Raw genomic sequence first — 22,228 nt, forward strand, 5'->3', positions numbered from 1 at the left:
AATCAACGTTTTTATTATTCTGTACAAATACAAGTTCACACCAATATTATATTATAATTGCATTTATTTACAAGTTTTTCATATATCTAATATTGATCTTATTATCTAGCAAATAAACATTTTTAAAAGGACGCTATTAATACCTTTTGATTATGCTCGTTACACTCGTAAGTTAGTGATTCTTCCAATAAAAGTTTCTGTAGAAAACACCTGATAATTCTTCCATAAATCTTTATAAAATGTTAAAAGTATATAATTATAAAAAAAGCGCTTGACCTAAACTTAGGTTTAGGTAGTAGGATAAAAGAATAGCATTTTGTGTTGCATAATTAGATAAATACAAAATGAACAACATAAAGTGAAACATTATAAAATTTGGAGGTTATATTAAATGAGTAATTTAGAAGAATTAAAAGCAGCTACTGTATTCCCTATGGGCGAAAGAAACGATGCGTATGCAAAATATTTTACAGGACAAAGCTATTTGAATATGCTGTCTTTAGAACAAGTTATAGTTGGGAATGTTACTTTTGAGCCTGGATGTCGCAACTGGTGGCATATACATCACGCGAAATCAGGTGGCGGTCAGATGCTTCTAGTTACAGCTGGAAGAGGATTTTATCAAGAACTTGGAAAAGAAGCAAGAGAACTTCATCCTGGAGACGTTGTAAATATCCCAGCTGGTGTAAAGCATTGGCATGGAGCAGCACCAGATAGCTGGTTTGCACATTTAGCAATTGAGGTACCAGGCGAAGAATCCAAGAATGAATGGTGCGAACCAGTAACTGATGAGCAATATGGAAAGTTAAAATAGTAAAAGAATGTGGTATAGTAACTAGCCTTAAGGAACTTGGGGCAACAGAAGATATGCTTCCACTAATTGCAACCTCAACTACATTACTTCCAGGCGGATATAGATCTTTAACTGCGGAAGAAATCTTAGATATTTTAATGACTGCATATGCTGCAGTATAAAAAATAAGATTTATATTACTAAAACAACACAGCACTGACTAATAGATTTTATTATGCATAAAAGCCGTAATATTATTTATTAGATAGCTGTAATCTTATTAAGCAATCACTGCAATATAAAAATAATGAAATTATTGAACTAATTATATTAAAGGAAATATTTAATTAGAAGAAAGGACGTAATATTATGAAAAAACAAACAGCGGCAGAGATGCCCTTGGAACTTTTGCGCCAAAATTTGCAGAATTAAATGATGATGTTCTTTTCGTGGAAGTCTGGTCAAGAGAAGATAAATTACCATTAAGAGATCGCAGTATTATTACTGTAACTGCACTGATTACAAAAGGAATATTTGATAATTCTCTTAAATATCATATTGTCAATGCGAAGAACAATGGTGTTAGTGCTGAAGAAATATCAGAAATTATCACACATCTTGCATTCTATGTGGGATGGCCTAATGCGTGGGCAGCGTTTGCTCTAGCGAAAGAAGTATATGTTGAATAATTATTAATATATTATTGATGGTTAATCATAAATAAACTCGCTTTTATATTGTAGACTTTTATTTGCAATATAAAAGGGTAATCGCCAAAATTTCAATACATTTAATAACTTCAAAAATACCATTAAAATATCCTAGTAAGGCAATATGCTGCTTTACTAGGATTAATTTATTTCTTATCAAGAATCTTTTAATTTATCCATTTGTTAAAAACTTACTTGCGTCATTCACCGGCAGAAAACATAGCCTTCATACTACCTAATCCTAAAGCTTTATTAAGACCTGTAGTATCATCTATGTGACCGATCTTTACGTAGCTATATGAAGTATTAAACGTCTTATAGAAAAGAACAAGACAGTTGTCACCATAGAGCATTAAATCACCCTCACTGATTTTGCCTGGGATAGCTGACGCATCTGCACGCAGATTACTTGACAAATAATTATATTTTTCATTTCCGTTAAGTTCAGACATATCTACTATTAACGGCAGCTGTTTAACAAACGCTTTAGCAGTTTCGTTATCCTCAAGAGTTGCGGCAAATATTGTATTTCCTACTGTGATATTTATAGTAGTAGTTTTTTTCACTTGTATGGCCTCCTTATTATTCTCTATTTTACTTTTATTGTATTCATTAGTTGAGCTGCTTTGAGAAACATCATGTGTTTCAGGTGATGTACTATCGTTGTTCTTTGCATTATTACTACATCCTGCAAAAGTAAAAATTACAACAATAATAAGAAATATAGGTAAGATTCTTTTCACTCTATCTCCTCCTTCTCTATAGTGATTCTATACGGTACAATCAAAAAATAGCTGATAGCACAAAATTTAACTTTTTAATTACTATCGACTATATTTATAAATAATTCAGAATTTATATATTTTCTATAAAAAATGATTCTACCTTATCAAATGGAATTAAATCTGTTCTATCATAGAGACCAACATGGCCAGCACTGGGATCCACATGCAGTTCTTTTGGCTCAGTAGCCACTTTTTGTATGCATCTTCACTAAGATATCTATAATGCTAGCATCCGTGAAATTCCTGCTTAAAAAAGTAGGAGTTTTACGGATGTTAGCTATCAGATAGATTCAATTAAGATTTGACTGATATAATTTAATTCCTTTTTTCAGGCGTGTAATTCCGTCCTCAAGACGTTCTTTGGGGCATGCTATATTAATTCTGATGAATCCTCTCCCTGCTTTTCCATAGGATTCTCCATTAGAAACATATAGCCCAGTTTCCTCAAGAAGAAACTTACATAAAGAAGATGTATCCTTTGTAACTGGCCTACAGTCAACCCACAAGAGGTAAGTTGCATGGGCAGGTATCAAATATAATTCTGGCAATTCTGATTCCATAAACTTCTTTACAAACTTTATGTTTTCTTCCAAATAAAGTCGAAGTTCATTCAGCCAGTTTTCTCCTTTTGTGAATGCTGCAATTGTTGCTTCAATAGCTATTGCATTAGGCTCAGCTACTTCATCTGTGTTCAACGCCTTATTCATTTTGTGTCTAAGTATCTCATTTGGAATTACTACTGCTGCCGTCTGCAATCCTGCTATATTAAATGCTTTTGTTGGTGCAATACAGGTAATGCTGTTCTTTTCACAGATTTCCGAGACAGATGCAAAAGGAATATATTCATATTGTGTATATGTCAAATCACAGTGAATCTCATCCGAAAGAACAAGCACATGATATTTAAGACACAGCTCTCCAATCCTTTTCAATACCTCTTTGTCCCATACCTTCCCTATTGGATTGTGGGGGTTACAGAGAATCATCATGGTTGTTTGTGGATCAGAAAGTTTATTTTCTAAATCTTTAAAATCAATACTGTATTCTTTTCCATCATACAACAGCTTATTTTCTACAATATTTCTTCCATTATTCACAATTGAATTGAAAAAAATATTATAAACTGGAGTCTGTACTAGTACATTTTCTCCTACTGATGTCATCTTCCTAACTGCACTTGAGATCGCTGGTACAACTCCTGTACAGAAAATTAACCATTCTTTATCTATCTTAAAATTATGCCTTCTTTCCCACCAGCTACTGATAGATTGATACCAATCATCTGGTACAATAGTATAACCTAATATACCTTTCCCCACTTTTTCCTGAATTGCTTTTATAATCTCTGGTGCTGTCTTAAAATCCATATCAGCTACCCACATAGGAAGGATATTTTCACCAACATCCCACTTTAGAGAATTAGTATTACGCCTATCTGTTAATATTCCAAAATCATATGGCATGTTTCATCCCCTCCGTTATAATCTGTGTTTTCTTTGGATTTATTTTAGTTTCATCCATAATCAATTCACTAATACTTTCTGCCCTGATAATACCACTGATTGGGTTCATTACACTATCAATTTTATTAATAATCTGTACATCTATTGTGGAATATTCAAATGCCAAAGTAGTATTCAATAATCGACAATTTTTCATTACAAGATTGTCCATATAGCACATGCCCTGAAGACTTTCAATAGTGCAGTTTACCAAAGTCACATTCTTTGAATTCCAGCCTAAGTATTCGCCTGAAATAAATGAATCATAAACTGTTACATTCTCACAGTTCCAGAATGCATCTTTTGACAGCATTTTTGCATTATGAATTTCAATATTTTTTCCTCCATCAAAAGAATAATTTCCAACCAGTTCAAATCCGTCAATTTTAATATTTGAACTGTTCATACCAAAATAATCTCCCTTGGCTGTTACATCTTTGAACAAAATATTGTCACAATTCCATAAAGTCTCGTCGGCATTCGGCATGGTAACATTTTCCAAAGTAATACCCTTTGAACGCCTAAAGTTCTTTGGTGCTTCAATAATTGTATTTGAAATATCAATATTCTCTGTATACCAGATTCCAGAACGAGCCATCTCAAATAGTGTACTGTCTTCTACAACAATGTTTTTGCAGTACCATAATGGATATTTCCATTTAAAAGTACTGTAATCTATTTTAATATTTTGACTCTCCTTTAAAGGAGACTCCCCATCAGCAAACGTGCAATATGAAATCTGCAAATCTTTACTATTAAATAATGCTCTCTCACCAGTCAGCATCTGTTGTTTTATTAATTCCATAAATTTATCCCTCTTTCATTTAAACTCGTGATTAACTCTACTTATAATCCAATCATAAAGGATAAAGCTAACTTTATGTCAATCCCTTTTGAAATTTAAATTTATAAGGTTTAAATTCTATTTCTTACAACAATAAAGGCTTTCACCATAGAATATCTACTTTTTTGTAAAAGTAATACTCCATGACAAAGCCTACTATTTAGTGTAATTATATAAAAAAGTAACATTACCTTCTTGCGATTTATCCCTAAGAATAATAGTGGCACAATTGCCCCAGCTATAGCAACAGCAAGTGCAAGCAAACTTACTAGAAGCCCTGCTTTAGATGTACTGACATGAAAACTATCAGCAATTAAAAAGAACTTTCTCTGTACTTACTTCAATTACTATATTATTTGATAACTTTCATAATATCGTACATGATTTGTTCTAACGATATACCATTTTCTTTTAATAACTTTTCTGGAATATAGCGATCTTGGAAACTCTTTCCGATTCCATAATTCTTTACTTTCATATCCGCTAACCCATAATAGCTCGCAATCTTCTCGCCAAAACCACCTTCTAAAATACCATCTTCTAAGGTTATTACCAATTCATGATTTTCCTTTAAGCTTTCTAACATCTCTTCATCCAATCCAGTAATAAATTTTGGATTAATTAATGTTGCTTCTATTCCCTTTTCTTTGGCAATTGTTTCAACTACCTCTTCTCCCAATTGATAGAAATCTCCAAGTGCAATAACTGCAACATCCTTTCCTTTCTTACTCATCTGATATTTATTTAGAATAGAGTAATCAGTTGTATCTTCTACGCCGCTTTCGATTACTCCCATTGCTGGAACACGGATAGCCACTGGATGATCTTTTTGATTAATTCCCCATTCAAGCATTGCAAAATATTCTTCTTTGCATGTTGGTGCCAAATATACCATGTTTGGAATGTTTCCCATCATTGCAATATCAAAAAGCCCAAGATGTGTCACATCATTCATTCCATAAACAGATGCTAGATATACAAGTAATACTGCTGGATTATTATTTATGCACAAGTCCTGTGAAAGCTGGTCATATGTTCTTTGAAGAAATGTACTGTACACTCCGTAAACTGGATTACCACCATTTGCTGCTATTCCTGAAGCTAGAGCAACTGCATGTTCTTCAGCAATACCAACATCTACAAATTGTCTTCCTGCTTCTTTTCTTCTATCTGGCCAAAAACCAAACACTGCCGGAGTTCCTGAGGTAATGGCAACTACTTTTGGATCCTTTTTCATAGCATCTAACAGATATTGTCCTGTAAGATTTCCATAATCCTCTTCATCGCCCATAGGGAACTTTGATTCTCCTGTTTCAAGTACAAAAGGCATTCCCCAGTGCCACTGTTCTTTATTTTTTTCAGCAAATTCAAGACCTTTTCCTTTAACCGTATGAACGTGAACAACTACTGGATGTTCTGTATCCTTAACTTTTTTAAATACACTAATTAACTGCTCAAAATCATGTCCGTCTTTTACATAATAATAATCAAGGCCCATTGCTTTAAAGAAGTTACACTCACATCTGCCTTCTGTATCTCTAAGTTCTTTAAGATTTTTATATAAGCCGCCATAATTTTCTGCAATAGACATGTCATTATCATTTACAACAATAATCATGTTTCTTCCTGTTTCGGCAGCATTATTTAGACCTTCATATGCTTCACCGCCACTTAGTGAACCATCTCCTATGATAGCAATTACATTGTCATTCTCATCTTTTAAGTCTCTTGCTTTTGCAAGGCCACAAGCAAGACTGATAGATGTAGAAGTATGGCCTATATTAAAGAAGTCATGTTTACTTTCCTCTGGATTCGAATAACCAGATACTTCGTCATATTTTTCTGAATTAATAAATGAATCTTTTCTTCCAGTAAGCATTTTATGTATATAGCTTTGATGAGAGACATCATAAACAATCTTATCCTTTGGCGAGTTAAATACATAGTGTAATGCAACTGTTAGTTCCACAATTCCAAGATTTGGGCCAATATGCCCTCCGTGTTCACTTAACTTCTTAAGGAGTACCTGACGGATTTCTGAACTCAACTGAATCATTTCAGCTAATGATAATTTTTTTACGTCCTCTGGTGAATTAATTTTTTCTAAATGCACTTTTAAATCTCTCCTTTTGTATTTTTAATCAATTGTTTATGACTTTAAGATAAAATCGTATTCTGTTTCTTTCATCTACAAGAATTCTTTGCCACTTTACTCATGCTTTTTGATTTGATGAACTGTCTCTGTACCCGCCTCAATTGCTGTCTCATAATACCATATCTTATGATTAATGGTTTCCATCACCTTATTTAATTCTTCCATCTGCTTTTGAACAGCTTCCTTTCTTTCAAAAAAAATCTCTAGCCGTTTATTAAGAGTAGCATCACCCTCCTGACATAAATCCATATACTTTTTTATGTTTTTTATTGACATTCCAGAATTTTTCATACATGCTATGATCTCTAACCACTGAAAATCTTCATCTTTAAAAATTCTAGTTCCATCTGGCTTTTTATCCACAAAAGGAAGAAGACCTTCTTTATCATAATAACGCAGGGTTGGAATCGTAACTCCCATTTTTGCTGCAACCTGACCAATAGTATATTTCATATGGCTCTCCTCTCTTCAATTAGTTCTCACCAATTATTATTAACTCTACTTACACACCTATCATAAAGGGTAAAGTTAACTTTATGTCAATACCTTATTTTTAAAATTCTCTGATATGATCTTTTTAGTATGTTATTCAGTATCTTCTACTTCATCTTGATAAATCTGCTGCTTTTCAAACTCATTTTTACAATTCCGATTTAATTCAGGAATGTTTGTAGAACCGGATTCTTTATATTTTTCTACTTCTTCATTGAATTGATACCTCTATAGGTTATATCTAAAATTATATCTGAAATAAATTTTATTACTATAAACTGCATAGTTACTTAAATTCAGTTGTTTTCAAATTATGAATATTATCTTAAATTTTCCATATTGGGTGTACACATCTAGTTATGTAGTAAAGTCAAAATATAGGTTCTATGGATTAATTATAATTTTAGACATCAAAAAAAACTTCAGTTTATATGAATTAGTAATACTGAAGTTTTTTATCTATAATTTATAATCTAATCGCTGTATAAAAGTACAGTTTATCAAACCAATGTAGTATAAGTTACTTAGCATTATCTATGTGTTTTATTTTTCATTGGAGACGGACCTCATGCCTAACTATATTATCACTAATTTTTTTGAACATCTCTTTAAACGCACTATAAAAATCATCAATAGTTATATTTGTTTCAATTTCCAAAGCCTCGTATAAATTATTTGTGTTAAATTTTTTTCTTGATATATCTACTAGAAATGCACTTTCAAAATAATTTATGGCGTTTTCTTCAAGCCTTTCTTTAATGGATTTTATTAATTTCTCTTTATCTTCCTTAGATATTTCACCATTAACATTTACTAAAATTTTATTTTCATTAGGACCAAATCCAACTGTTTGATAACCATAATCAACCAGCATTTTTAATATTCTTTTGCTATCATTATAATCGCCACTCTTCATACTAAAATCAATTGGTTTATTATCTTTTCTTGCAGTTAAACATGCTGTAACTTTATATTCTTTATAATTATCTTTGCGATTTCTTATTATTGTATGAATCTCACTGTAAGTATAATTTTTACGATTTATATCGCTTTTTTCACTTTCATCAGCAATGATTCTCTTCCACTGCTCAACTAGGTATCCTTTATATCTTTCATAAAGCATTCCCATAAGAGCTTGCACAATCATTCTTTCTTGATTCAAAGAAATACTAATTAATCCTTCCTTATTTGATGATTTAATCTTTATAGGTTTGCTTAACCTTTCGCTTTCTTTTCTAATTAGTCTTAATAATTGCACAAAATCATTCCGTGTGTTTAATTTACCTAATGTTCTTTTGTCTATATCTTTAAATTGTTCTGTTACAATAACTTTATCTCCTTTAATCCCTAATTTTTTAGCTGTATCATATTTTAATGTATCTATTAAATCTTCTCTAGAATTAGAATCTAATAAGTCGTTTTCAAATAAATAATTTTTATATGATTCAAACTCATTTAAGACATAAAATATTCTCTTATTTAAAGTAGTAGCATTTATATTTTCTTTCAATTTCGAAAGATGTTCTAACTTATTACTGCATTTAGATATAACCATAAATAATTCTCTATAATCCTCACCAATACGATTTTCTATTGTCTTTGCTATATTTTTACCTGTAGGACAATCAATAAATATTATTCCTAAATATTGCGCTTTACTAGCAGGAACCTTAATGTATGCCCTTTCAACCATAAGATCACAAGAAGTATTTATTCCATAAATGATATTACACAAGTTTCGGAAATCCTTATTTAAAAATTTATTAGCATAGTCTTGAGCTTCATTAGCATATTCATGCCCATCTTCATTATATTCATAGCACTCTGAAGTCATTTTCAACCATCTGCTATAATGTTTATGAAACTCATCTTTGAAATCTCCAAAATAACTCTTCCATATATGCTCATCTTTCTCTTCAAAAGTATCAAAGTCATCAGAAGAATTTATTTTCTTTAATTCGGTAAGCAATTCATTAAAATTGATATCTTTAAATACCTTTTGTATACTATTCACTTCATAAAATTTAATTAAGGAAATATTATTAATTTGATTGTTTAAAGAATTATAAAAAGCTTTCTTAAAACGTTCTTCACTAAAATTATCGTTTTCTACACAATTATCATTATTAAGAATTAGATAAGCCTCATATAGTGATTTTATAATCTCATCTTTGATTTTTTCAACTAGACTAAGTTCACTTTTCAAGCATAAATAAACATTAATAAAATCGCTTTTTGTAGACGAACATAATATTTCTGTCGGAAAGCTAATATAGTTGTCGTTTTTCAAAAAATCTGTTTCTTCAAAAATTCCATCTTTAATAACCACTTTTTGCAATTGAGATTTCCCTAAATTCTCAAGATCTATCACGTTTACCCTTGTCTTAGTTTCATTTTCAAATTTGTTTATGATATTCCCCATAATTTCCTCCCTTTATTAAAATATAATGGAGCTTGAGCATTTAACATATAAGTTAATATATAATATTATTTTTTGTAAATATTTATTCCACTAAAACAAGTCAAATTTCACAATTATTTAATTACTAAATCAGTTAAAATAAAAAGGAGAGCTTCTGCATATAGAATGCACGCTCTCCATTTCAATTTAATTTTTAAATCTCACTAAGTTTTTTATCTACAAGTTCTTTTGCTACCTTAGGATTTGCTTTTCCTTTTGACAATTTCATTACTTGACCCATTAAGAATCCAGCACTTTGTGTTTTTCCTGCTTTAAAGTCTTCTACTGATTGAGGATTATTTGCAATTACTTCATCGACTATTTTTTCAAGTTCATCAGATGAACTAATTTGCATAAGACCTTTTTCTTCAATCATCTTCATTGGATCTTTGTTTTCATCAAAGATTTCATCAAGAACTTCTCTTCCTACATTATTGCTAATTTTACCTTCTTCAACTACCTTAAGAAGCCTTGCAAAGTTTTCAGCTTCAAGTGTCATATCTTCAGATTCTATTTTTCTATCATTTAATATTCTTAAAATATCGCCTAATATCCAGTTACAAGCTGCTTTAGGCATAACACCTAATTTTACAACTTTTTCAAAGAATGTAGCAAGTCCTTTATCACCTATTAAAATATCAACTTCTTTTTCTGTAAGTTCATATGCAGTTAAAAATCTTTCTTTCTTTTCATCTGGCATTTCAGGTAATGATTTAGTTATTGTTTCAATTTGTTCATCATAGATTATAATTGGTGGTAAATCCGGTTCTACTACATATCTATAATCATCTGCTTCTTCTTTAGATCTCATTGGTATTGTTTTACCTTTTGCAGCATCCCATCTTCTAGTTTCTTGAACTACCTTATGACCTTCTCCATAAGTGTAAAGCTCTCTTTGTCTTCTCTCTTCTTTTTCTAAAGCTTTTTGAAGCTCTCTAAAAGAGTTGATGTTCTTAAGCTCTACTCTAAGTCCAAATTCTTTTTGTCCAACTGGTCTTAATGAAATGTTAGCATCACATCTTAACGATCCTTGTTCCATACGACAATCAGAAATTTCACCATACTCTAAAATTGATTTAAGCTTTTTCATAAAGGCAACAGCTTCACTAACACTCCTTAAATCAGGTTCTGTAACTATTTCTGCTAGAGGGACTCCAACTCTGTTATAGTCTACTAAAGAAATTGGTTCTCCTTCTACGTGAACAAGCTTACCAGCATCTTCTTCTATGTGAATTCTATTTAATCTAACTTTTACTTGCTTTCCTTCATGTTCAAATTCTACAAGCCCACCTGAACAGATTGGTAAATCAAATTGTGAAGTTTGATAATTCTTTGGAAGATCTGGATAAAAATAATTTTTTCTATCCATTTTGTTATATTTATTTATTGTACATCCTAGTGCAGTTCCTGCTTTTATTGCTAAATTTACAACTTCTTCATTAAGCACTGGAAGCGTTCCAGGAACCCCTGTGCATATTGGACATGTATTAGCATTAGGTTCTGCTCCAAATTTAGTTGAACAAGAGCAGAAAATTTTTGTCTTCGATTTTAATTCTGCATGTATTTCAAGTCCTATTACTGTTTCAAAATTCATCGTAATTCCCCTCCTATAATTCAATAGCTAAAGCTTGCTCTAAGCTATATGCAGCTTTGAATATTTTTTCTTCGCATAACATATCACCCATCAATTGAATTCCAATTGGTAAGCCTTCTTTGCTCTTTCCTGCTGGAATTGATATTGCTGGATTTCCAGCTAAATTAACATTAATAGTGTAAATGTCAGCTAAGTACATTGATAATGGATCAGCCTTTTTTTCACCAATTTTAAAAGGTAATACAGGTGAAACTGGTCCTACTATTAAGTCATATTTTTCAAAAGTCTTTTTAAGATCATATCTTAATTTTCTTCTAAAAGCATCTGCTTTCTTATAATAAGCATCATAATATCCAGAAGCAAGTGCATATGTTCCAAGCATTATTCTTCTCTTAACTTCTGCTCCAAAACCTTCAGTTCTACTGTTTTCAACTAATTCATCTAGATTTGTGTAATTTGGAGTCTTATAACCATATCTTATTCCATCATATCTATCTAAATTAGTACTTGCTTCAGCAGATGACATTATATAATAAGCTGCTAATCCATCCTTAATTATAGGAAGAGAAAATGTTTCAACTTCTGCTCCTAATTCTTTTAATTTATCTAAACTATTTTTTACTGATTCCTTAATTTCTTCATCTAATCCTTCACCAAAGAATTCTTCAGGGACACCGATTTTCATTCCCTTAATTCCATCTTGAAGACCAGCAGTATAATCTATTTCTTTTAAATCTCTTATGCTTGTAGAATCATATTCATCAGTTCCAGAAATTATATTTAAAATATAAGCACTGTCTTCTACTGAATTAGAAAATGGTCCAATTTGATCTAGGGATGAACCAAAAGCAATAAGTCCAAATCTAGAAACTAATCCATAAGTTGGCTTTAAACCTACAACTCCACAAAATGCAGCTGGCTGTCTTATTGATCCACCTGTATCAGATCCTAATGACACTGGTGCGAATTTTGCTGCAACTGCTGCTGCTGATCCACCTGATGATCCCCCTGGAACTCTAGTTATATCCCTTGGATTTAAAGTCTTTTTAAATGCCGAGTTCTCATTTGAAGATCCCATTGCAAATTCATCCATATTTGTTTTACCAATAATTATTGCATCTTCAGCTAATAATTTTTTTATTACAGTTGCATCATATGGAGGAATAAAATCTTCAAGCATTTTTGATGCACAAGTAGTATGTACTCCTTCTGTACAAATATTATCTTTTATTGCTATTGGAATACCTGCAAGTCTTCCTAGAGATTCACCGGCTTTTATTTTAGCATCTATTTCTTTAGCTTTAGCTAATGCTTCATCACAAGTAAGTGTTAAGAACGCATTTATAGTAGGCTCACTTTTTGTAATTTCTTCAATATATGATTGAACTAGTGCTTCACTAGTTAATTCTCCACTTTTAATTTTTTCTACCATTTCTTTAATATTCATTTGCATTATCTAGTCACCACCCTATTCAATAATCTTTGGTACTTTAATATAAGTATCTTGCATATCTTTAACATTTCTAAATAAATCTTTACATTCAAATGATTTAACTTCATCTTTTCTTACCACTGGCTTTAATTCTGCTTTATTATCTATATCTTCTTTAATATTTAAATCTAATTCATTTAAATATTGAAAATGCTCTAAAATATTTTCAAATTCTTTTGCAAATTTACCAGCTTCTTCGTCAGAAAATCTCAATTTAGAAAGCTTTGCTATATATTTTACTTCATCAATACTAACTTTCATTTATTTCACCTCATCAATTTTTTTGTCATTATAATGCTGTTTTAAAACACTATGTTAAAATTCATTAACTTTGCATAAACTAATTAGCTTTATTCAATAGAAACTTTTTCAGGTTTCCATTGAATAACTCATTTTAAGGAAACTCGATTCGCATTCGCTCACTGAGTAAGTGATTCACACCAAATCAAAGATTTTGGTTCTCTACTTAAGGAAACTCGACTCACTATGTTCGCTGAGTAAGTTCGAATATCCAAATGTAAAATTTGGATTCTCACTTAAGGTGTTAATCTCTTCATGTCTCTTGGGAATAATGATGCTTCTCTTATATTTCCAAGGTTTAATATTTGCATTGTGATTCTTTCAAGACCTATTGCAAATCCTCCATGAGGTGGCATTCCATATTTAAATGTATCTAAATAGAAAGCAAAATCTTCAAGTTTTAATCCTAATCTTTCCATTTTAGCTTTTAACATTTCATAGTCATGTATTCTTTGACCACCAGTTGTAATTTCAACGCCTTTGAATATTAAGTCGAAGCTCTTTGTCATTTCTCTGTTTTCTTCACATTCCATTGCATACATTGGTCTCTTAGCTGTTGGATACTCTGTTAAAAATACATAGTCACTGTTATATTTCTCTTTAACATATTTATGGAATAGAGCTTCGCCCTCATTATCAATATTTCCTACTGGCGATTTTTTATTAAATTCTGTTAATAAAATTTCTTGAGCTTTAGCAAGTGGTATTCTTGGTATATTAATCTCTTCAGGAAGAACCACATCAAATAATTTTAATTCTTCAGCACATTTTTCATTTAAGTGTTTATATAAATATCTTATAAAGTTTTCTTCCATATCCATAAGATCAGTTTCATCTTTTATAAAGCCCATTTCAATATCTAAACTCACATACTCATTCAAATGTCTCCATGTATTATGAAGTTCTGCTCTATATGCATAACCTACTTCAAATACTCTTTCAAAACCTGCTCCAACCATCATTTGTTTCCAGAATTGAGGACTTTGTGCAAGGAAAGCTCTTCTGTTAAAGTAGTTAACAGTAAACATTTCAGATCCACCTTCTGTTCCAGAATGAGTTATCTTTGGAGTATGGATTTCTTCAAAATCATTACCCTTGAAGAACATTCTAAATGCTTCTTCAATTTCATTTTGAACCTTGAAAATTGCTTTTTTCTTAGGAATTCTAAGACTTATTGTTCTATAATCCAATTGAGTTTCAAGAGCAGCCTTTTCTTTAAAGCTTTGAATTTCAAATGGTAATTTATCATAATATACAGTTCCTGCTATTTTAATATCTGATACTTCAATTTCCATACCCTTTGGAGCCTTTTCATTTTCGCGAACTATTCCAGTTACTTCTACTGCATTTTCAAGTCTTAAACCTTTAATTTGTTCCTTAGTACATACTAATTGAATTATCCCAGACTTATCTCTAAGTAAGATAAATGAAACATGTGAAAGATCACGAATTTTATGAACCCAACCTTTAAGTAATACTGTTTCTTCCCCGTTAACTGCTAAATCTTTAATAAATATTCTTTTCATGATTATTGCTCCTTTTCCCATATATTGATTATTTTTACAAATAATTTTTATAGATATTTTGTAAAAGTAAATATTTTTATTTTAATTAAAATTTATTAACAAAAAAATCTCGTCCCTATGCATTATGCACAGGGACGAGATTAACTCGCGGTACCACCCTGGTTAGTTTATAAAAAACTCACCTCAATGAAATACAAAACATAATTGTTTTATACTCTCCACTTTTAACGGTATGGGCCCGATTAAGCCTACTCTTTTAACATAAAATTTCGGTTAATAGCTCCGAAGTGTTCTTTCGATTCAAGACTCATGCGGATATTTCACCATCATCCACTCTCTAAAAATCATCTATTTGAATTTACTTTTCTTCATCATTGCATATATAAATTTTAATTTCTAAAATACTAATTTCTTTATTAATTATAAGCACATTTGCTTTATGGAATTCATTATATTGCAAAATAATTTATAAATCAATACTTTTTTTAAAAGTTTGTTAATAAAATTTCAAATTTTACTGTTTTATGAATAATTTTCTTACAATGCATACTGATATAAATTACTTCTTCATAGCACTTAAAGTGTATCATTTTAATTTTTTCATTAAAACAAATCTTCTTAATCCACCATATTTTATTTTATCTTCCATAACATTATACCCAAGTTTTTCAAATGTATTCAAACTATATTTATTATCAGGTGAAACTGTTGCACAAATGCAATTCATTCCTGCTTTTTTGCTTATTTCTTCAAGAGATTCACATATTATCTTTTGAAGTTTATTTCCTCTATACGCATCTAAAACCATAGTTGATTCAATCTGTCCTACCTTAAGCAGCTTTTCCCCTTGAATCTTTATATCATGTCCATAATTATGTTCGTCATGCCCATATTCAATATATGCTCCTATAGCAATTAATTCTTCTTCATCTAATGAAACACAACCCAAAACTATACCTTTTTCATTTATAGCAGTTTCAAATTCTTTTCTATCTGAGCATGCAAAAAATTCTTTGTTTTCTAATCTTGTATATACATCCTCTTGTAATTTCATAATTTTATCGATATAGCTTATATCCAATAATTTCAACTGAGCTTGTACAATACTTGTGTCTTTTTTATTTAATACTAATTGTTTCATTTTATTTTAGTAAGAATACAAATATATTTCTTACTAGTCCCCCCTTAATGATTAATATCTGATTTGTATTATACTATAATAATTTGATTATATAAAACTATTATAATTAAATAAACGCCTTAAAGTGTATTTAATTACCCCTTAAGGCAAATTTATTAGTAATGAACTCTAATAAGCCAAAACTTAATCCTTTTGTCGCTCCATCCTAAATCCCATGGTACGTTATTTCTATCTGTATTATGACATGTTACTAAAGAATATCCCTTAGAATCGACTCCTGTAACTGTTGATACATGAGTTATATCGCCTTTCTTTTCGTATGCAATGAAATCTCCAGGAAGTAATTTGTAAGAAGCCTTATATACCTTTTCATAACTTCCTCTCGCAATTACCGACGCTCTTCCACTATTAATCATGTAATGAGTAAACTTACCGGCATTTATCCATGGGCCTGTTGCACTTCCTTTGTCATAGTTCCATATAGCATTCTCCTTGAATTTTCCTCCATCGTGTAGTATTTGTGAAGCAAAATTTGCGCAATCTCCACCCTCTGGATTAAAATCTCTATATTTATTATTATATTTAAAGCCGTATTCCTCAATTGTTGCTGCTCCGCAGTATCTTTCTGCATACTCCTTTGCTCCTTTTCTTTTTTCGTTAATATTAGAAATATCTCTAGGAGGCTGTGATGATATATATTGTTTAATCTCATCTGCTTTAATATTTTCTAAACTTAAAGAATCAGCAAATGGATCTGTATACCACTCCTTTGTTATTATCCAATTATTATCCCTCTTACTTAATTGAAAAGAATGATAAGTCCCCATTCTTGAACTATTTATAGCTTCTGGTTGATCTGGATATATGTACTTATACTCAGTACTACAAATTAAACTAAAAGAGCATTTGTTATCTCCAATTTTAGATTTTTTAATTACCACTTTAGGGACGATGTCTACAAATTGTATTCCCTGCTTTTCAGCCCAGTTATTAACGTATTCTACTTTTTTTTGTTCATATTCATATGCCCATTGACCGTATCTAGTGTCAGTAGCATATAGAGATTTAATCGAATCCAAATCTTTACTCAATATAGCTTTATTTTTTACTGCAAATATATTTTCTACGATACTTTTCACTTCATTATCAGTACTAGTATCAGCAAATACAATGCCACTTTTATCACTAGTAATCAATGATAAAAACACAATGAACACTAAGATAATTACAAATCTTGACTGATTTTTTTTAATTTTAGAGAGTCGCATCTATAATACCCCTTTCTAAATGAAGTCATTCTGCTATAATTTACTGTTAATTATTTCAATACATCTATTGGTTTCTTCGTTTATAGGAACGCCTTGGAACCATTCATCATCCTTGTTCCAATTGCTAAAACATCTAGCTTTTAATATTATTTCTGGTCTATATTCAAAGTGTAAAATATCAAAATGCCCCCATTTTCCTCCCCAAACGAAATTATTTTTTTCAAAGGCTTCTATTAATTCTTTTGGATAATCACCAAGTCTTTCCTTTCCGGCTTTTTCTGAGCTCCACTTCCAATAATCCCTCTTATCACTTTTAAGATCAATTGCAATTCCATATGAATGAGGACTTAGTCTTCCTGTTCCAGATATGACCCTATAATTAAATGTTCCGCTGGCAGGATAAAGTATACTTCCTATATCTGGTCTTGATTTTGCTAAAGGCATTAATTCTTTCAAGGCTGCTTCTAAAGACGCATTAGCATTATTTTGCTTATTGAATTGATAATTAGTATATCCATACTTTAAACTAGCTAAGTTTTTTTCAATTGCTCCCTTAGAATTTCCATAGACTTCACCTAGTAACTCATAATGTCTAGCTCTACCAGGATCAAAACTTTTATCCATGATCTCTGTATTTTTTTCTAATGGGTAGTCTTGCTCTAACATATCTTGCAAATCAGGATTTGTTAATTTTACTTCATGATTTTTTTCCTTCTTATCATCATAAATAATTTTTTTACCTGATTTCATGATTATGTAAACTTCATCATCACTTTTCTTTTCTACATCTACTATATATTGAGGATATGATAACATAAGAATTAAAATATCCTGTTTCATCTCTGTTTTGTAATCCCTACCTTCTGATGCTTTTGAATCTATAGGTATGCTAAAAATAACAAAAAAACATATTATAAAATTACTAATTTTTCTTATCAATTATATTTCACCGCCTTTTTTAATCCTATAAATATATACTGTCCCAAGAATAAACATACTATGTACAATAATTTTTTATAAAAAGTTACTAAACAAATTGAAAAATTACATATATGAATTAATTTTTTTAATTAATATCAAAAAATATGACTTTTTTATGAAAAGCCATCATTTTTTAATATATTGCTAATCCAACAACTCTTTTTAAGGATTCTATTGTTAAACTTTTTATATAGAATATTTAATTTTTCATATAAATACCACTATTATAGGTTATAATTTAACATTTTTGTAAGCAAAAATTTGCAAGTTGTCGAATTTGTTGCTAAAATTGTTATGTTAATAAAATATCAAAGAAAGAGGTTTATTATGGAACTTAAAAAAGACAGCGATATAATGATGAAAGATGTTTCATCAAGAGAAACAAGCAAAATGAAACATCCTCCAGGTCTGTATATGTTATTCTTTACAGAAATGTGGGAAAGATTTAGTTACTATGGTATGAGAGCATTGCTTGTAATGTATTTAACTACAGAATTTATAAGAGGTGGACTTGGTGTAGATAAGGTATCTGCAATGACTATATATGCAAATTTCACATCTCTTGTATATCTTACTCCACTAGCAGGCGGATATATCTCAGATAGATACTTAGGACAAAGAAAAGCTATCACCATTGGAGGAATAATAATAGCTATTGGACAGTTAACATTATTCTCAAACCAAAGTATGACTACATTGTACATAGGTTTATTTTTACTTATAATCGGGAATGGTTTCTTTAAACCAAATATTTCAACAATGGTTGGACATTTATATCCTGATGGTGATAAAAGAAAAGATTCAGCTTTCACTATTTTCTACATGGGAATAAATGCCGGATCATTTTTAGCACCGCTTATATGTGGTACTTTAGCAGAAAAAACAATGGCTACTACACAAGCAGGAGAAATTATACACTACGGATTTAGATATGGTTTCTTAGTTGCAGGGCTTGGAATGATTTTAGGACAAATAATCTTCAATGCATTAGCAAACAAATTACTTGGAGATATTGGTAAAGCACCAGTAGGTGTAGCTAAATCTAATTCCAATAACGATAATAAATCAAAAACTAAACCATTAACTAAACAAGAAAAACATAGAACTGCAGTTATTTTAATATTAACAGCTTTTGCTATAATATTCTGGACAGGCTTTGAACAAGCTGGAAGTTCACTTACTATCTACACACAAGATTTTATAGATAGGTCAGTAAATGGATGGGAAGTACCAGTATCTTGGTTCCAATCATTAAATCCATTGTTTATATTAATACTTGGAATCCCTGTATCAAAGCTATGGTATAAATTAGCTTGCAGCAAGAGTGGTGATTTAAGTATTCCTCAAAAGATGGCAACAGGTTCAATACTGTTAGGACTTGGTTTCTTACTTATGGTTGGTGCTGTTATGCAAAGAGGAGGAAATATAGAAGATACTGCTATTAAAGCTAACATGATATGGCTTGTAGGAACTTATTTCTTCCATACTATTGGTGAACTTTGCTTATCACCAGTTGGACTTTCAATGGTAAGTCAATTAGCGCCAGCTAAACTTGCATCTTTCCTAATGGGCGTATGGCTTCTAAGCAGCTTTGTTGCTAATCAAATAGCAGGAAGACTTGCTGGTTACACAGAAACTTTAGGACACTTACAAATATTCGCTGGAATAGCTGCTACTTCAATTATAATGGGAATATTGTTCTTATTATTTAATAAAAAATTAGCAGCAATGATGGAATAATATATTATGAATAGAAGCTTGTCTTTGTATATAAAGACAAGCTTCTATGTTTTTGTTTAAAAAATTATACCTTATCATAAAAATCTAATAATTCATCTAAATATGGTCTTTGAATTTCATCTTTTTCTAAATATATTTCATGTCTAGAGTTATCTATCTTTTTTATTTCGCAATTCTTTGCGTTACTTGCGAATTTATTTTGTCCTTCTGACTTTACATAAGTATCATTATCGGCTTGAAACAACAATATTGGAATTTCCACCTTTGATGCATTTTCTGGTTTTATAATTTCATTCGTTGTATCAAAAGCTTCTTTTGTCCAATTATAACTAGCGCCTCCTCTTTGAAGCTCTTCGCTATTATCTACTATATCATGACTATATTTATAACGATTCAAAGAATTTGTTCCAATCTCATTTACGTTATACTCTGGTGTATATGCTTTCTTACCTAAAACGTAATTTCCACCATTACCGATAGCAACTTCAAATTCTACTATAATATCAGCTAGAAATTTGGGTATATTCCCAGTGTTAACCTCAAGCATAGGAGCACTTAATACCGCAGCATCAAAATAATCTGGGTAATCCTCTATGAATTTTGTTCCAATAGTTCCCCCCATTGAATGGGCAAACAGTAAGACCTTTTTACCTTGATTATTTGGCATAACAACTTCATCCATGAATTTTTTAAAATCAATTACATATTGATTAAAATTTTCTACATTTACTTGGGTTTTATCAGCTATTCCAAGTGTACCAGATCTACCATGACCTCTATGTTCAATTCCGAATACATTATATCCTTCTTTTAAAAAATAATATATTAATTCATGATACTTAACTAAACTTTCAGTATATCCATGAGATATTACTATATTAGCTTTTGCATTTTCTATGTTATATTTTTCGTAGTACAATTTAACGTCCTTATCCCCACTTATATATCCAGACTCTAGTTTTCCTTTTATATAAGGTTCTGCTTCACTTTTCATATCTTCATTGTAATTAGATTCAGATATATATATTTCACCTAAATTACTCTTTGACACAGATGCATTCGCATTTATAATCCATGGATTTATATTTATAAATAGATTAGTAATTATTGCAAGGATCATACAAATCACTTTGATTCTATTGCTTCTTATTATTCTATGATTTTCCAATAACTTTGTATCCTTTCTGCATAAATTTATAAAAAAATCGTAGGTGACCGTGGAGCCGTAGATTTTTTTTACGCATCTGCCTTTTCGAACGTATGTGAGAAAAACTTGGCAGGCGAATAAGATTTCTTTTTTATTCTTTTTAAAATACCCAAACTATCTAATAAACCTTTTTAAGTTATCCACAGATTTTACTGGAATATAAATTCCTAAAGAATAAAAAACCTTTTAAAGATTTAGGCATATGAAAGAAAATAGCAAGTCCAAAATGCGAAGTAGATTGGACTCATAGCAAGCCTACTAGGCAATAAGCTGATGAAGCATAATTGGAAATAGGCTTAGCAGATGGACTTATTATTTTTTTGATTATGCCTTAATTATGTTATTTATATCATTATTCCAATATGGAAATCACCCACTTATTACATGCGGTACACTTATGTACTGTTATAACAAATAAATCAAATCTCTTATTTAGATCCATAACTCCTAAAGCGTCTCTCTCCTCTTTAGTAATAAATTCATCATTTTCATCAATATATCCAATTATCTCAACTAGATAATTTTTCTTTGTCTTATCACAACACCCATTCGAACCTGCAATTTCTATAATCTCATAACTTAATTTTTCACTTAATTCATCAATAATATCGATTATATCTTCATAATCTTTTATATCATCAACAAAATCCTCTTCATAAAACTCTAAATCTTTAATTTGAAATAATTTATTCATACATATCGCTCCTATTTTGATTTATATTAATATAAAACAGTAATCTCATACTAAAATATTATAATATGCTAACATTCTTTTAGCAAACCAATTCGATTCAAATAACTTATAACCGATATCCAAATTTTAAATTATATTATGTGTGGCAAAACCGAAATTAGATACAAATCTGTTCCAGCAGACTAATGAAATTTTCGCTGGATAGTTAGTTCTAAGTTGAAGGTTGAACCCACTTCTGCATGCTCCAAAATAAGTTTAGGACAAGCAGAAAATGGAACAACCTTCAACTAAGAACAATCACAACTCAATTTCAAATGCCTCTTTCACAAACATGTATCTAATCTCTAGTATAATTCACAAAGATTAAAATATAGGTATATCTTTTAGTTTGGATATCTATAATTAGAATATAAATTATAATTGCATAAAAATATAGTAGGCTCATCATTTTTTCAATAAGATGAATCTACTATAAAGTATTATTGTTCTTCTTCATAGATAAACAATTTAAGAATTTCATTCATACTTTGCAATAAATTCCAT

At 30.4% G+C, this 22,228-nt stretch carries 17 protein-coding genes, 1 pseudogene and 1 other annotated feature; of the genes and pseudogenes, 3 read left to right on the plus strand and 15 right to left on the minus strand.

Annotation, left to right across the window (positions count from 1 at the left end; translation table 11 throughout):
- Nucleotides 1-391 precede the first annotated feature (391 nt).
- Together T483_RS0127950 and T483_RS29960 are read left to right on the plus strand one after the other, a co-directional pair.
- Nucleotides 392-814 (plus strand): cupin domain-containing protein, encoded by a 423-nt coding sequence (locus tag T483_RS0127950; RefSeq protein ID WP_026889780.1) that lies wholly within the window; start codon nt 392-394, stop codon nt 812-814.
- 350 nt (nt 815-1,164) lie between these two features.
- Nucleotides 1,165-1,482: pseudogene (locus T483_RS29960) on the plus strand (carboxymuconolactone decarboxylase family protein); the annotation flags it as partial.
- Between the two features lie 221 nt (nt 1,483-1,703).
- On the opposite strand, the gene T483_RS0127965 reads toward T483_RS29960, so the two are convergent.
- From T483_RS0127965 to T483_RS0128035, 13 genes are all read right to left on the minus strand, one after another.
- A complete protein-coding gene (locus T483_RS0127965; protein WP_026889781.1) occupies nt 1,704-2,246 on the minus strand; it encodes a cyclophilin-like fold protein in 543 nt (180 codons plus the stop codon).
- A 332-nt stretch (nt 2,247-2,578) separates the two neighbouring features.
- The gene (locus tag T483_RS0127975; RefSeq protein WP_026889782.1) at nt 2,579-3,751 is read right to left on the minus strand and encodes a MalY/PatB family protein; all 1,173 of its coding nucleotides are present in this window, start codon (nt 3,749-3,751) and stop codon (nt 2,579-2,581) included.
- Nucleotides 3,741-4,595, minus strand: coding sequence for a DUF3737 family protein (locus tag T483_RS0127980; RefSeq protein WP_026889783.1), 855 nt, complete (start codon nt 4,593-4,595; stop codon nt 3,741-3,743). The genes T483_RS0127975 and T483_RS0127980 overlap by 11 nt, the downstream gene beginning before the upstream one ends.
- Nucleotides 4,596-4,986: 391 nt before the next feature.
- A complete protein-coding gene (locus tag T483_RS0127990; protein ID WP_026889785.1) occupies nt 4,987-6,747 on the minus strand; it encodes a 1-deoxy-D-xylulose-5-phosphate synthase in 1,761 nt (586 codons plus the stop codon).
- Between the two features lie 96 nt (nt 6,748-6,843).
- On the minus strand, nt 6,844-7,242 hold the full coding sequence (locus T483_RS0127995; RefSeq protein ID WP_026889786.1) for a MerR family transcriptional regulator: 399 nt from the start codon (nt 7,240-7,242) through the stop codon (nt 6,844-6,846).
- 589 nt (nt 7,243-7,831) lie between these two features.
- On the minus strand, nt 7,832-9,703 hold the full coding sequence (locus T483_RS0128000) for a hypothetical protein (protein ID WP_026889787.1): 1,872 nt from the start codon (nt 9,701-9,703) through the stop codon (nt 7,832-7,834).
- A gap of 193 nt (nt 9,704-9,896) precedes the next feature.
- Nucleotides 9,897-11,336, minus strand: coding sequence for an Asp-tRNA(Asn)/Glu-tRNA(Gln) amidotransferase subunit GatB (gatB, locus tag T483_RS0128005; protein ID WP_026889788.1), 1,440 nt, complete (start codon nt 11,334-11,336; stop codon nt 9,897-9,899).
- 13 nt (nt 11,337-11,349) lie between these two features.
- The gene (gene gatA / locus T483_RS0128010) at nt 11,350-12,789 is read right to left on the minus strand and encodes an Asp-tRNA(Asn)/Glu-tRNA(Gln) amidotransferase subunit GatA (RefSeq protein ID WP_026889789.1); all 1,440 of its coding nucleotides are present in this window, start codon (nt 12,787-12,789) and stop codon (nt 11,350-11,352) included.
- Nucleotides 12,790-12,804: 15 nt separating this feature from the next.
- Entirely contained in the window at nt 12,805-13,089 is a 285-nt protein-coding gene (gene gatC / locus T483_RS0128015; protein WP_026889790.1) for an Asp-tRNA(Asn)/Glu-tRNA(Gln) amidotransferase subunit GatC, read from the minus strand.
- 275 nt (nt 13,090-13,364) lie between these two features.
- Nucleotides 13,365-14,654 carry an aspartate--tRNA(Asn) ligase gene (gene aspS, locus T483_RS0128020; RefSeq protein ID WP_026889791.1) on the minus strand — a complete coding sequence of 430 codons (1,290 nt, stop codon included), beginning with the start codon at nt 14,652-14,654 and terminating at the stop codon, nt 13,365-13,367.
- Between the two features lie 127 nt (nt 14,655-14,781).
- Nucleotides 14,782-15,038 (minus strand) — a binding site (T-box leader).
- Between the two features lie 202 nt (nt 15,039-15,240).
- Nucleotides 15,241-15,795, minus strand: a complete 555-nt coding sequence (locus T483_RS0128025; protein WP_026889792.1) for a GNAT family N-acetyltransferase — start codon at nt 15,793-15,795, stop codon at nt 15,241-15,243.
- A gap of 155 nt (nt 15,796-15,950) precedes the next feature.
- Nucleotides 15,951-17,063 (minus strand): amidase domain-containing protein, encoded by a 1,113-nt coding sequence (locus T483_RS0128030; protein WP_026889793.1) that lies wholly within the window; start codon nt 17,061-17,063, stop codon nt 15,951-15,953.
- A gap of 33 nt (nt 17,064-17,096) precedes the next feature.
- Nucleotides 17,097-17,999, minus strand: a complete 903-nt coding sequence (locus tag T483_RS0128035; RefSeq protein WP_026889794.1) for a M15 family metallopeptidase — start codon at nt 17,997-17,999, stop codon at nt 17,097-17,099.
- 372 nt (nt 18,000-18,371) lie between these two features.
- On the opposite strand from T483_RS0128035, the gene T483_RS0128040 reads away from it, so the two are divergent.
- Entirely contained in the window at nt 18,372-19,784 is a 1,413-nt protein-coding gene (locus tag T483_RS0128040) for a peptide MFS transporter (protein WP_035790661.1), read from the plus strand.
- Between the two features lie 64 nt (nt 19,785-19,848).
- Here the strand turns inward: T483_RS0128040 and T483_RS0128045 are convergent, their stop codons facing one another.
- Complete coding sequence (locus T483_RS0128045; RefSeq protein ID WP_051560593.1) at nt 19,849-20,904, minus strand: alpha/beta fold hydrolase; 1,056 nt, start codon at nt 20,902-20,904, stop codon at nt 19,849-19,851.
- 439 nt (nt 20,905-21,343) lie between these two features.
- Nucleotides 21,344-21,685, minus strand: a complete 342-nt coding sequence (locus tag T483_RS0128050; protein ID WP_026889797.1) for a hypothetical protein — start codon at nt 21,683-21,685, stop codon at nt 21,344-21,346.
- Nucleotides 21,686-22,228: the final 543 nt, after the last annotated feature.

The organism is Clostridium beijerinckii HUN142, from assembly GCF_000621745.1.
Taxonomy (GTDB): Bacteria; Bacillota; Clostridia; order Clostridiales; family Clostridiaceae; genus Clostridium; species Clostridium beijerinckii_A.

Bases quoted from the DNA above. Each gene is read 5' to 3' on its own strand.
- gatA (WP_026889789.1), bottom strand. From the start codon at position 12,789: ATGCAAATGAATATTAAAGAAATGGTAGAAAAAATTAAAAGTGGAGAA.
- gatC (WP_026889790.1), bottom strand. From the start codon at position 13,089: ATGAAAGTTAGTATTGATGAAGTAAAATATATAGCAAAGCTTTCTAAA.
- aspS (WP_026889791.1), bottom strand. From the start codon at position 14,654: ATGAAAAGAATATTTATTAAAGATTTAGCAGTTAACGGGGAAGAAACA.
- T483_RS0128000 (WP_026889787.1), bottom strand. From the start codon at position 9,703: ATGGGGAATATCATAAACAAATTTGAAAATGAAACTAAGACAAGGGTA.
- T483_RS0127975 (WP_026889782.1), bottom strand. From the start codon at position 3,751: ATGCCATATGATTTTGGAATATTAACAGATAGGCGTAATACTAATTCT.
- T483_RS0127950 (WP_026889780.1), top strand. From the start codon at position 392: ATGAGTAATTTAGAAGAATTAAAAGCAGCTACTGTATTCCCTATGGGC.
- T483_RS0128025 (WP_026889792.1), bottom strand. From the start codon at position 15,795: ATGAAACAATTAGTATTAAATAAAAAAGACACAAGTATTGTACAAGCT.
- T483_RS0128030 (WP_026889793.1), bottom strand. From the start codon at position 17,063: ATGCGACTCTCTAAAATTAAAAAAAATCAGTCAAGATTTGTAATTATC.
- T483_RS0128045 (WP_051560593.1), bottom strand. From the start codon at position 20,904: ATGATCCTTGCAATAATTACTAATCTATTTATAAATATAAATCCATGG.
- T483_RS0128040 (WP_035790661.1), top strand. From the start codon at position 18,372: ATGGAACTTAAAAAAGACAGCGATATAATGATGAAAGATGTTTCATCA.
- T483_RS0127995 (WP_026889786.1), bottom strand. From the start codon at position 7,242: ATGAAATATACTATTGGTCAGGTTGCAGCAAAAATGGGAGTTACGATT.
- gatB (WP_026889788.1), bottom strand. From the start codon at position 11,336: ATGAATTTTGAAACAGTAATAGGACTTGAAATACATGCAGAATTAAAA.
- T483_RS0127980 (WP_026889783.1), bottom strand. From the start codon at position 4,595: ATGGAATTAATAAAACAACAGATGCTGACTGGTGAGAGAGCATTATTT.
- T483_RS0128050 (WP_026889797.1), bottom strand. From the start codon at position 21,685: ATGAATAAATTATTTCAAATTAAAGATTTAGAGTTTTATGAAGAGGAT.